Source organism: uncultured Nisaea sp. (genome assembly GCF_963974195.1).
Taxonomy (GTDB): Bacteria; Pseudomonadota; Alphaproteobacteria; order Thalassobaculales; family Thalassobaculaceae; genus Nisaea.
Genome location: NZ_CAXBDC010000025.1, coordinates 34,912 through 45,733, shown reverse-complemented (window position 1 = coordinate 45,733; position 10,822 = coordinate 34,912). Strand labels below are relative to the sequence as shown.

The following is a 10,822-nucleotide window of genomic DNA, read 5'->3' as shown; positions in this document are numbered from 1 at the left end:
TCGACGGCCGCTGAAGCGGTCTTCGTCAGCGCGATCGTTACCGACGCGGTGACGGCCGTCAGAACGGAAAAGCCGAAAAATTTTCTCATCTGATGAGCTCCTTAAAGCGCGTCGTTGCCGGTCTCGCCGGTGCGGATCCGGACGGCTTGGGAGACATCCAGCACAAATACCTTACCGTCACCGATGCGACCGGTATTCGCTGCTTTCTGGATGGCTTCCACCACCTGTTCCGCCAAGTCGTCCGGCACCGCCACTTCGACTTTGACCTTTGGAAGGAAATTTACGGCGTACTCCGCGCCGCGATAGATTTCGGTTTGTCCCTTCTGCCGTCCGAAGCCTTTGACCTCGCTAACCGTCAGTCCCTGGATCCCCAGAGCGGTCAGTGATTCGCGGACTTCGTCAAGCTTGAAGGGCTTTACGATTGCCATGATCAGTTTCATGCCGCCCAACCTTTTCCTGTTGTGCTTTTCCGGCGCCCTGAAATCAGGACACACCGGATGTCTGCTCAACGCAGATTGGCAAATTCATTACAAAATATGGGCCAAGACTGAAGCATTCAGAATTTATGCGCTAAATCATAGTGTTACACTTTGATTTCAAAAATCATTGCGTCGAACGAGCTTAAAGTCTGTGCTTATTTTTTGAGCACTAACGAAACCGTGATGTTATTTTGAGCACCTGAAAATGGGCATTTTCACCCGTTGCGCGAACCCTTGTTCCCTGCGCGTGGCACTGTATCTTGGCTATGAGAAACGCGCGCCGAGACCGGGCGCCGAGGCAAGGGACCAAAGAGCGTGAACGACATTTTCTGCGATGCGCTGATTATCGGTGGCGGCCTGTCCGGCATCTCCACAGCCTTGGCGCTGGATGCCGCCGGGCTGTCGGTCAGCGTGATCGACAGGGCGCCGGTGGAAATGCATGTTGCTACCGGTCATGACGGCCGGACCACCGCGATTTCCCAGAGCAGCAAACGGATGCTGGTCCGGCTCGGGGTCTGGGACGCCCTGCCGGAAGCACCCTGCGCAATCGAGGATATCCGCGTCCGGGAAGGCGGCTCGCCGCTCTTCCTGCAATTCGATCACGCGGATGCCGGCCCGGACCCGATGGGCTTCATCCTCGATAACAGCGTCCTGAAGGCCGGCCTCTACCGCACTGCCGCCACCCGCCCCGGCATCACAATCGTCTCGCCAGCATCCGTTGAACGGCTGGAGCGCAATGGTGAAGCCGCGACAGCCGTTCTTGCGGACGGGCGCCGCATTACCGCGAAACTCGCCGTCGCGGCCGACGGGCGCGCATCGCCGACCCGGCGCGCGGCCGGACTGCGCACGACAGAGCTTTCCTACGGCCAGACGGCAATTACCTGCACCGTGGCGCACGAGCTGCCACACGACCATATGGCGTTCGAACATTTCCGCCCCGCCGGTCCTTTCGCGATGCTGCCGCTCAACGATGCGGCGGACGGCACGCACCAGTCCTGTCTGGTCTGGAGCGAGCGCACCGATGCGGCGAACGCCCTCATGCAGCTCCCTGATGGTGCCTTCGATCTGGAGATGCAGACGGCTTTCGGCGACACCCTCGGACGGCTTCACGTCACGGGCAAGCGCTGGGCCTATCCGCTCGGCCTGATTCATGCCGAGCGCTATATTGACCAACGTCTGGTACTGGTTGGCGATGCCGCGCACGGCATTCATCCGATCTCGGGCCAGGGCTTCAATCTCGGGCTGCGCGATATCGCGGCGCTCGCCGACACGATCGAGGATGCGCGCCGGATCGGACTGGATTTCGGCTCCGCACCGGTGCTGCAAAAATATCAGCGCTGGCGGCGCTTCGATGTGATGACGATGATTGCGGCGACAGACGGATTGAACCGTCTGTTCTCGAATGATTCAGCCGCCATCCGGCTCGTGCGCGATGCAGGTCTCGGCCTGGTGCAGCGCATGGGGCCGCTGAAGCGTGTCTTTATGCGCAGTGCCATGGGAACGATCGGCACCCTGCCGAGGCTGATGCAGGACCCAAACTAGGCTCACAAACTGCGGGCATCGTGCGCCGACTGCATCTCTCAGCCTGTCTCAAGCAGCAAAGGACAGTGGTCGGACACTTCAGGATCCTCGACGACCGTGAAAGACGACACGGCCACCTGAGCATTCGTCAGCATATAGTCAGCGAATCGGCCCGGCTTCTTGTAAAATGAATTCCGTGTGCTCTTGAAACCGCGCCCCGTCACCAGGTCCCGCAATCCGATCTCGCCCAGAACCGCGAAGGTTTCGCTTTCCGGCTCGACATTGAAATCGCCGCAAACCACCAGCTGATCACCCTTTTCTGCGACCGCCTCGACAAGCATTCTCAGTTTGCGGGCCTGTGCCAGCCGGGCAGGATTATCCTGTTTGCCATCAAGGTCCCGCAAGCCATGCATATGAGCGACCGTAACCGGAGCAAGAGATGACGGATCGAATAACCGGACAGCAATCCCGGTGCGGGAACGGGGGTGATCGCCGAAGCCATCCGGCGAAAACACACCATGCACGAAACTCTGGGCCTGGCCGATCACCGGGATCGTCTGCCTGACAAATGTCGCGAGCCCCCATTGCGATGGAAATGCCTGATCGCCGTCCCAAAGGGACCCTAGGGCTGCCGGCGCGAAAAAGGCGGAATGCTGCGGCAGGGCGTCGCGAATATCGGAATAGAAGTTCGCCCGCTGCGGAAGCTCTGCCCCGTCATCCCGATAGAGCAGCCACGGTTTCTCCGCCGACGGGGTATGCACGACCTCTTGCAGGCAGAGAACGTCCGGGTCCACCTCACGAATATAAGGGACCAAACGGTCATGAAGCCGACCGCCCCACCCATTCAGACAAAGAATCCGCATCTTCCAGCCGCCCCGTTTTCCCGTCCCTGCCCGGAACACCTGCCGGATCAAGGCTCCCGGCTGAGACCCGCGGCTTCAAGTTCGGCGAGGTAGCGTTCCCAGATCTGCTCCTTCTCGGAGCCGAGCTTATGCAGATAACGCCATGTGAAAATGCCGGTGTCGTGCAGATCGTCGAACTTGATCTTCACCGCGTAATTGCCGATCGCTTCCATGCCCATGATGTTCACATGGGCGCGCCCGGCCACCAGCTTCTTCTGGGACGGCACATGGCCCTGCACTTCCGCCGACGGGCTCTCGACCCTCAGAAGTTCGGCCGGAATGGAAAAGCTTTCCCCGGTGTCGAAATCGATCTCCAGGGTCTTCTCCGCCGACTGGACACGGATTTCCGTCGGCCAGATCTCGGTCGCAAAGGACTCGCTCATGGTGCGTCGGCCCTGTTGACCGTCAGCGCGGCCCTGCCCTCGGCCACGGGGTCGGCATCATCATCCAGCTGACGGGCTTCATCGGGCAACATGATCGGCACGCCGTCACGGATCGGGAAAGCCAGCCTGGCCTGCTCGCTCACCAGCTCGGAACGCGCCCGGTCATAGGTCAGCGGCGCCTTTGTCAACGGGCACACCAGGATTTCCAGCAGCTTCGGATCGACTTCCCGCTCCACGCTGCCGGCGGCAGGTTTTTCAGTGCCGTGCATAGTGATCATCCTTGAGATCATGAAGCGACATCTCTAGCAGGGTGAGCATCGTCTCGCCACGCTCCTGAAGCGTCGGCGCCTCAAGCAGGGCCTGCTTCTCCAGAGAGCCAAACGGACACACCATCGCCAGCGTCGTCAGGAGCTGCCGGTCTTCCGCCTTTTCAATGGAGTCCCAATCGGCGCGGATACCCTGTAGCGCGAAATAGTCCTTCAGGCCCCGCATCAGACGATCCCGATCCAGGGACAGATCGTCCCGGGAATTAAAATCATCCGCGAAACTGCACCAGTCCGCCACCACCCGGCGATAGCCGGAGCGGCATTCCAGCTCCTGCTCCACATGGAACCGGGCCACGCCCGTCAGGGTGATCGTGAAGCGGCCATCCTCGGTTTCCGAGAAGGACGTGATGCGGCCCACGCACCCGGTGCGGTGGAGGCTGGAATCACCCTCCTCCTGCGGCTGGATCATGCCGATCAGCCGGTCGGTACAGAGCGCATCCTGCGTCATTGCCAGATAACGCGGCTCAAAAATATTGAGGGGCAGCTTTCCGCCGGGCAACAACAGGACCCCGGGCAGCGGGAAAACCGGAATACAGGCAGGCATGTCCTCAAGCCCGGGAGCAAAGGGATTGCGCGTCATGGATTCCGATAGCTCCTTTCCGACAGATCTTTGTGAATTCAGGAAAACAGAACCGCTGACAGGCGCCGGCGACCCTTGATGGTGGCCGGGTCCGTATGACCGAAGGCCTCGAAGAACTTCACCAGCTGCATGCGGGCCTTCTGCTCTTCCCAGTCGCGATCCCGGCGAATGCTTTCGATCAAGGCCTCGACCGCGCCTTCCCGGTTGTTCGCCGCAAAGCGCGCCATGGCCAGATCGTAACGGGCCTGATGATTGTCCGGGTCGGCTTCGATGGCGGCAACCAGCGCCGCTTCCTCGCCGGCATCCTGGCTCTCGGTCGCCAGTTCAAGCGATGCGATCGCGGCATGCACTTCCGGCGCCTTTTTGATCTCGTCCGGCAAGTCCGTGATCATCTGCTGCGCCTGCTCCACCTGACCGACAGCGACCAGAGCGCGGATCAGACCCGCAATGCCGCGCACATTTTCCGGATCGTGCTCAACCACCTGGCTGTAAATCCCGCCGGCACCCTGCGCATCGCCCGCCTCCAGCATCTGGTCCGCGGCATCCAGCGCTTCATTCAGCGGAGAGTCACCCGCGGCGCCGCCCGTCAGCCGCTTGACGAATTCGCGGATCTGGCTTTCCGGCAAGGCACCCTGAAATCCGTCTACCGGCTGGCCCTTGTAGAAGGCGAACACAGCCGGAATCGACTGCACCCGCATCTGCTGCGCAATGGCCTGGTTCTCGTCGATATTGACCTTGACCATGCGCACGGCGCCGGCGGCGTCACGCACCACCTTTTCCAGCATCGGGCCAAGCTGCTTGCAGGGGCCGCACCACGGCGCCCAGAAGTCGACGATGACCGGAACGTCCTTGGACGCTTCGACAACATCGGCCATGAAGGATTGCGTATCGGAGTCCTTGATCAGGTCGGCGGGATCCGGGGCGGCGTTGATGAGGGTTTCCATGCCAGTCGTCCGTTCTTTCTTATCCGGTAAAGATTGGCCGCTGCCGTCGCTTGGCAAGTCCCCCGACCACGTTCTCAGGCCAGGGGAGCCGGTCAGGCCACGGTTGCGAAGTCGAGAATGTCCGGCTCGTAGCCGAGATTCCTGAGGAATGCCAAGAGTGAATCAGGCGAGACCGCGATTGTCATGTCGTTAGAGAGAGGGTGGTAATTAAGCGGGTCGAATGTAAGCATTTCCTTGTCGAGCACCACCGTAAGCTCTCGATCCACGTCATTGAATAGCGCATAGGGTGAAACGGCTCCCGGGATGACACCGAGATATTTCATCAACCGGTCAGGGCTGCCGAAAGACAAACGGGCGCCGCCAAGAGCAGCCCCGAGCTGCTTCAGGTCGATCTGCCGGTCCTCCAGCGCCACGACAAGCCACATCCTGCCTTTCCGGTCACGCAGGAACAGGTTCTTGCAATGACCACCGGAAAGCTCGCCCCGGAGCGCCTTGCTGTCTTCCACGGTGAAAAGAGGCGGGTGGCGATGCAAGGCGTAGCCGAGCCCCAGCCCATCGAGATGAGCGAGGAGTTCATCCGGCGTCCTTGGCCCTGTGCCGGACGGCCCCGCGCCGGTGACTGATTCACTCTCGGACATAACGTTTTGCACCCTTATTGCTCGATCCGCACCGCGTCGCGCGCAAAATTCAGGTTCTGGGATAGCCGGAAAACACGGTTTTTCCAAGGCTTTCCTAGCATTTTCGGCGCCTGGACGGGCGCCCTGAAAAAAAATCATTTCGAGGCTTGCAAAGCGAAGAACAGTTTGTATTATCGCGGCCTCTCGACGGCATCACTGAATGCCGGTGGACGCGGGCGTAGCTCAGGGGTAGAGCATAACCTTGCCAAGGTTAGGGTCGTGAGTTCGAATCTCATCGCCCGCTCCAATTTCTCCCAATCAGCGGAGAATCGAGAAGCAAACGGCGGCGCTTAGCCGCCGTTTTTGCGTTCACGGGCAGAGCGTCTGGCCAGCACCGCTTCGCGATGGCTGATATAGGCCGTCGAACAGAAGATCACCGCACCGCCAAGCCAGATCCACACCGTCGGCTCTTCACCGAACAGCAGAAATCCCATCACCCCGATCAGCGGCAGCTTGATGAATTCGAGCGGCTGCAGTTGCGTGATTTCGGCCAGGCCGCAGGCCCGGGTCCAGCAGACATGGCCGGCTGTCCCTGCACCCGCCAGACAGAACAGCCAGAGCCAGGTCATAGGATCGGGCCAGGTCCAAACAAACAGGGCCGGGATCAACGAGAAGGGGCTCTGCAGCAACACCATCCAGAGCACGATCGCTTCCGGCCGTTCCGTCGCCGTCAGCTTTTTCACGACCAGCGCCGTGATGGAAATCCCCAATGCATTTCCGAGAGCGAGCAAGGCGCCAAGCGATAACGACTCCAGACCGGGCCGCAACACCAGCAACATGCCAAGAAATCCGGCGGCAAGCGCGGCCACGCGGCGGACCCGGATCACTTCACCCAGCACCAGAACAGCACCGATGGTCGCAAATAATGGCGCGGTGAAGCCAAGTGCCGTCGCCTCGGCCAGCGGGATCATGGTGATCGCGGCAAAACCCGCCGCCATTGCGGTCAGATTGATCGCCGCGCGTAACCCATAGAGGCCGTATTTATCGGTCTTCAAGGCGGAAACGCCGTGCCCCATGATCCAGGGGACCATCAGCAAAACGGCAAGAAAGTTACGAAAAAACACGACCTCGAGGACATGCAGATTCTGCGACGAAAGCCGGATGAAAACGCCCATCGAGGTAAAGAAAACCATCGCCGCACTCATCAGCAGCGTTGCCTGGACCGGGACCGGCAATCTTGTGAAAGCGGCGAGAATGAACATATCAAAGGGGCCTGAGGGCAAATGCGAGGCCCAGACTATCCCCCTGATCCTCCTCACCGGCAAGCAGGGTTTCACCGACCGGAGACCGGCTTCGTGATCTGGATCAAAGATCAGGAGAAACGTCTCGTGTTTCCATGAATTCAGGCGATTTGCAGCCATCAAGCAACATGCCGGGAGGCAAAGGATGTCCCACGTTCCCCACGAACTCGCAGAGGAATTTCCGGATGCGGCGGAGAAAATTCACGAACTGAAACTCAGCGATGCCCGCTTTGCCAGGCTCGCGGATGCGTATCATGAAGTGAACCGCGAAATTCACCGGATCGAAGCAGAGATCGAAACCACATCCGATGCCTATACCGAGGAACAGAAAAAGAAGCGGCTGGCCCTCAAGGACGAGCTTGCCGCTTTCCTGACCCCCTGAACCTGCTAGCCTTCGGCGAGATCCGCCTCAAGCAGACCCGCCACACGCAGATGGTTCCGGACATCGCCAAGGGTGACCCTGATTTCCTGCTCGTATTTCTGTTGGGCATTGGCAATTGAGGGCCCGGAATCATCCGCGTCGCGCAGGCATTGTTCCAGATCGTCTGACGCCGCACTGAGAGCCATAAGGCCAAGGTTTCCGGCAACTCCCTTGACCTGATGCGCTTGGCGTGCGGCCGCAACGGTGTCTCCGGCCTCAAGATAAGCCCGCAATTCGCTGACCGCCCCGGCATTCTGCCTGCAGAATTCGTTGAACAGCTTTGCCGCGACATCGGGCGCACCGAGTAATTGCACCATCTTGTCAAAGGGTTCATATCCACCCGCGTTCTCCCCGGTCTTTTCCCAAGTATCCTCCGCCTGGACATCGTCACCTGCAGCGGCCTCCACCCGGACGGGCGCCAATAGAGTGGTGCCAACCCGCGCAAGCCTGGCGGCAGACAACGCCTCGTAAAGTTTCTCTTCCGAGATCGGCTTCGCGACATGGCCGTTCATGCCCGCGGCCAGACACCGTTCGACCTCGGATGTCATGGCATGTGCCGTCGCGGCGATGATCGGAAGGTCGGCGAACCTGTCATCGCTCCGTATCCGCTTGGTCGCCCCAATGCCATCCAGCACGGGCATCTGGATGTCCATGAGCACGACATCGAACCGGCCGGGGTCCGACCCGGTAACGGCCTCCACTGCCGCTTCTCCATTCCCGACAAGCTCCACCTCGGCGCCCACATTGCGCAACACGGCTTCGATCACCTGCTGATTGATCTGGTTATCCTCGGCGACAAGGATGCGCATTCCCCGAAGCTGCATCGCTGCCACATCGGCAAGATCATGCTCCTCGTCCGAAAGCTCCTGATTTTGCCAGAATGCATTCAGAAGCCGCAACACGCGCTGCTGTGAAAGAGGCTTCGTCAGAACCGCGCTGGCTCCGGCCTGCCGCGCGCCATCACCGAGAACCTCTGTGTTCGCTCCGGTGACCAGCACAATTTTCGGCGGGGTCCCATCATCATCGATAGATGCCAGGATGTCCCTGGTGGCCTGGACACCGTCGCCATCCGGCATGATCCAGTCCATGAAGATGACATCGAACGGCGTGCCGGCACGGCGCGCCCCGGTGACGGCAGAGATCGCCTCGGCAGCCGACCCCACTTCCACAACCTCCAGCGCCAAGGAACGCAGCATGCCCGACATGACCAGCCGGGCAGTCGGATTGTCATCGACGACAAGAACACGCCATGACTCGAAACGCTCCGCGCCCACCCGCTGCGAAAGCGCCGGCACCGCGAACGGCAAGACAACATTAAACGTGCTGCCCTTGCCCGGTATACTCTCAACCCAGATCCGGCCGCCCATCCGGGTGGCCAGATCCAGACAGATCGAAAGCCCGAGCCCCGTTCCGCCAAATTGACGGGTGGTCGATATATCGGCCTGGGCGAACGGCTTGAAGATCTTGTCCTGCTGCTCAGCCGTCATGCCGATGCCGGAATCCTCGACCTTGAAATGCAGCTCGGCGCGGTCCTCGCTTACCTCGTGCGGATGAACGGAGAGCTTGACCAGTCCCGCCTTCGTGAATTTGACCGCGTTGCTGCACAGATTTGTCAGAATTTGGCCGATCCGCAACGGATCACCGAACAGATCAATGGGCATGTCCGGATCAATCTCGATCTCGAAGGAAAGGCCCTTCTCGTCCGCCCTGTCTTGCGCGAGCCCGCCTACCTGCTCGATGATTTCTCTCAGGTCGAAATCGGTTGCCTCGATCTCAAGCTGGCCGGCCTCGATCTTCGAGAAATCGAGCACGTCATTGATAATCCCCATCAGGATCTGTGACGAGGAAACGATCTTTTTGACGAAATCGGTCTGGTTTTCATCAAGCGGGGTTCGTTGCAGCAACCGGCCCAAACCGACGATCCCATTGAGCGGCGTGCGGATTTCATGGCTCATATTGGCCAGAAACCCGGATTTAGCCTGATTTGCCGCTTCGGCCTCTTCCTGGCGCTGTTTCAGTTCGGTGATATCGACCCGGAAGGACAGAAACCCGCCATCCGGCGTCCGCGCATCCTGAATCCGGACCCATCGCCCATCCGGCAAGGCCTGCTCGACGGCCGGGCCAGGCTCGCTGAATTGCCGCATTCGCATGGCAATCCATTCTTCCTCGCGGCCTAACGCCTCGGGCACGTCACCGGAATATGCACCTGCACGGATGATGTCCTCATACCGGTTTCCGGGAATCATCATTCCCCCGGCATTCGGATAAAAATCGGTGAAGCGTTCGTTACAAATCACCATCCGCATATCGCGGTCATAAAGTACGAAAGCGCCATTCATGGCGTTGAGCGCGATACGCAGCTGCCCTTCCGCGTCGGTTGCCTTTTCCTTGGCCTCGATCAGGCCCTTTTCCTGCGCCGCAAGAATTTCTAGGTCCCGGCGCCGCCGGTCCTGAAAAAGTCCGACCCCGCAAAGCAGTATCGCAATCGCCATGCCGATGAGACCGACCGGAATCCAGACATTCCAGTAGACCGATTCCGGAACGGTCCAGCCGCCCTTGGGACGCCCCGCCAGATACCAGCTGCCAACCGGCAAATTCACGCGCTGCAGGACGGGCATGTCTTCAAAGACCCCCGCATCTCCGAAAAACACATCGCCGCTCAAGCCCGTTCCATCGCGACCACGAATTGCGAAATCGAAGTCGACCAGGGCCGGATCAACCCCCGCAGCGGCATAAAGTTCTTCAGCATCGATAACAGCCGAGACCAGTCCCCAGAAAAACTCGTCACCATTCTGGTCCCGGGCAAAGACTGGGTATCGGCCGATAATGCCGATGCCGCCCTGAAGGAGTGTCAGAGGCCCGGCGAGCACCAGATCCCCCTTATCGCGAGCCGTGAAGGCTGCTGCGCGCTGCTGCGCGTTCTTCCGATAATCGAGCCCGATCGCCGCTTCATTGCCTTCAAATGGATAGATGTATCGCAGCACAAGATCCGGCGCGGCGCCTATATTCCGCAGCTGCAGACGGTTAGTGAACAGGCGCTCCGCGATGCTGTTGAACCGTTCCTGGCTGATATCGGGGTCGGTGGAAATGACGGCTGCGAGACCGCCGACAAGTCTGACATTCGCGGCAATCTCACCTTCAAGACGAGTCCGGAGCAGATTAAGTTCGTCGGAAACATGGCGCTGGGTTTCAGCGAGGTATTTGTTCCGGTCTTCCTCCACGAGGAGAATGCCGATCCCGATCGCCACAGCAATCGCCATGGCCGCCGGAACCATTGATATAATACGACCAGTTCTCATACGCTTTTCCTGCCCCGGCGCCCGCAAACAACCCCCTCTGCCCGGCACC

General features: G+C 60.0%; 11 protein-coding genes and 1 tRNA gene. 3 read left to right on the top strand and 9 right to left on the bottom strand.

From position 1 onward, the window contains the following. Positions 1–101 precede the first annotated feature (101 nt). Complete coding sequence (locus AAC126_RS07890) at positions 102–440, bottom strand: P-II family nitrogen regulator (protein ID WP_028466168.1); 339 nt, start codon at positions 438–440, stop codon at positions 102–104. 354 nt (positions 441–794) lie between these two features. Here AAC126_RS07890 and AAC126_RS07885 point away from each other — a divergent pair, with 354 nt between their 5' ends. Further along, a complete protein-coding gene (locus AAC126_RS07885) occupies positions 795–2,021 on the top strand; it encodes a UbiH/UbiF/VisC/COQ6 family ubiquinone biosynthesis hydroxylase (protein WP_339851873.1) in 1,227 nt (408 codons plus the stop codon). 38 nt (positions 2,022–2,059) lie between these two features. Here the strand turns inward: AAC126_RS07885 and AAC126_RS07880 are convergent, their stop codons facing one another. The 6 genes from AAC126_RS07880 to AAC126_RS07855 form a co-directional block, all read right to left on the bottom strand. After that, positions 2,060–2,815 carry an endonuclease/exonuclease/phosphatase family protein gene (locus tag AAC126_RS07880; RefSeq protein ID WP_339851870.1) on the bottom strand — a complete coding sequence of 252 codons (756 nt, stop codon included), beginning with the start codon at positions 2,813–2,815 and terminating at the stop codon, positions 2,060–2,062. 95 nt (positions 2,816–2,910) lie between these two features. Continuing rightward, complete coding sequence (locus AAC126_RS07875; protein ID WP_339851867.1) at positions 2,911–3,285, bottom strand: DUF971 domain-containing protein; 375 nt, start codon at positions 3,283–3,285, stop codon at positions 2,911–2,913. Then, complete coding sequence (locus tag AAC126_RS07870; protein WP_339851866.1) at positions 3,282–3,554, bottom strand: Trm112 family protein; 273 nt, start codon at positions 3,552–3,554, stop codon at positions 3,282–3,284. The genes AAC126_RS07875 and AAC126_RS07870 overlap by 4 nt, the downstream gene beginning before the upstream one ends. Then, positions 3,541–4,191 carry an LON peptidase substrate-binding domain-containing protein gene (locus AAC126_RS07865; RefSeq protein ID WP_339851863.1) on the bottom strand — a complete coding sequence of 217 codons (651 nt, stop codon included), beginning with the start codon at positions 4,189–4,191 and terminating at the stop codon, positions 3,541–3,543. The genes AAC126_RS07870 and AAC126_RS07865 overlap by 14 nt, the downstream gene beginning before the upstream one ends. A gap of 38 nt (positions 4,192–4,229) precedes the next feature. Further along, positions 4,230–5,135 (bottom strand): thioredoxin, encoded by a 906-nt coding sequence (gene trxA / locus AAC126_RS07860; protein WP_339851861.1) that lies wholly within the window; start codon positions 5,133–5,135, stop codon positions 4,230–4,232. Positions 5,136–5,227: 92 nt separating this feature from the next. After that, on the bottom strand, positions 5,228–5,773 hold the full coding sequence (locus AAC126_RS07855) for a prolyl-tRNA synthetase associated domain-containing protein (RefSeq protein WP_339851859.1): 546 nt from the start codon (positions 5,771–5,773) through the stop codon (positions 5,228–5,230). Positions 5,774–5,984: 211 nt separating this feature from the next. Here AAC126_RS07855 and AAC126_RS07850 point away from each other — a divergent pair. Next, positions 5,985–6,059: transfer RNA gene (locus AAC126_RS07850), tRNA-Gly, on the top strand. A 43-nt stretch (positions 6,060–6,102) separates the two neighbouring features. On the opposite strand, the gene AAC126_RS07845 is transcribed toward AAC126_RS07850, so the two are convergent. Beyond that, entirely contained in the window at positions 6,103–7,014 is a 912-nt protein-coding gene (locus tag AAC126_RS07845) for a DMT family transporter (RefSeq protein ID WP_339851857.1), read from the bottom strand. A gap of 184 nt (positions 7,015–7,198) precedes the next feature. On the opposite strand from AAC126_RS07845, the gene AAC126_RS07840 reads away from it, so the two are divergent. Next, positions 7,199–7,435, top strand: a complete 237-nt coding sequence (locus tag AAC126_RS07840) for a DUF465 domain-containing protein (RefSeq protein WP_339851855.1) — start codon at positions 7,199–7,201, stop codon at positions 7,433–7,435. 5 nt (positions 7,436–7,440) lie between these two features. Here the strand turns inward: AAC126_RS07840 and AAC126_RS07835 are convergent, their stop codons facing one another. After that, on the bottom strand, positions 7,441–10,773 hold the full coding sequence (locus AAC126_RS07835) for a response regulator (protein ID WP_339851852.1): 3,333 nt from the start codon (positions 10,771–10,773) through the stop codon (positions 7,441–7,443). Between the last annotated feature and the right edge of the window lie 49 nt (positions 10,774–10,822).